Here is a 927-nt window from a genome sequence, read left to right as displayed (position 1 = left end):
TCTAAAAACAATGATTTTTTTTCTAACTCTTCCAATTGTTTTTGAGTTGGTAAACCATGAATATCAGTTTTTTTTTGATTTAAAAATTCAACAATGGATCGTTGGTAAAAATCAATAGCTTTGTCATACTTTTTTTCTTTATATGCAAGTTTGCCAAATCCAAAATAAATAGATTTTAATAAGGCTGGTTTATGCTTAACTAATGCTAATGACTTATTGAAATATTCTTTGGAAGTGTCAGTGTCTAAATCAATATATGCTAACCCAAGGTTATAGTATGAAGAAGATTGGTATCTCTTGTTGTTTATTTCTTTGGCTATTGATAATGCTTCGCAATAATATTCAATGGCTTTTTGTAGATTTTCTTTTTTACTGTTTTCGTGATATTCAATAGCTAAGTTAGATTTAATTAGATACTTGTTTTCTTTTTTGTTTTTTTTTGTTTTTTTTAATAGAGAATCAGCTGTCAATAGATGCTTTATCACATTTTTTCTTCCTTGAGAATCTCGAAAACTTCTATATGAAAAAGCGACAAGTATATGGTTACTAATTATTTTTTGCTGATCCTTTGTTGGATCTAAATATTCGAACACTTTTAATCGACTTTCAACAGCATTGTAGGGGTCTTGAAGAACATTATAAATATCGGCTAAATAATTATAGGATCTTGTATTCAATGATCCTTTTTCAAAAGGAATTGCGTTCTTTATAGCTTTTATAGCCTTGTGATAGTTTTTATATTTTTTGTAAAAGAACCCAAGATTGATATAACTATTTTTTAGTAATTCTTTTTCAAAAGGAATTGCTTTTTTTTTAGATTCAATTGCAAGTTTTGTATAGTATATGGTTTGTTCTTTATTTTTTTTTCGATAAAACCATTTTCCTAATTCATGAGCATCAGTACCAAGTTGAGCGTAGTTATTTTGA

The 927-nt window shown here is 27.0% G+C and carries 1 protein-coding gene; it reads right to left on the bottom strand.

All coding sequences use genetic code 11. The annotated features are described in order from the left end of the window. The coding region (locus J8L88_RS23385; RefSeq protein ID WP_211062081.1) for a tetratricopeptide repeat protein at positions 1 to 927 on the bottom strand (927 nt) is incomplete at both ends.

Origin of the sequence: Aquimarina sp. MMG015 (genome assembly GCF_018100855.1) — a bacterium.
GTDB classification, from domain to species: domain Bacteria; phylum Bacteroidota; class Bacteroidia; order Flavobacteriales; family Flavobacteriaceae; genus Aquimarina; species Aquimarina latercula.
Note: the sequence above shows the minus strand (reverse complement) of the source record. Positions and strands in the feature narration are given on the sequence as shown.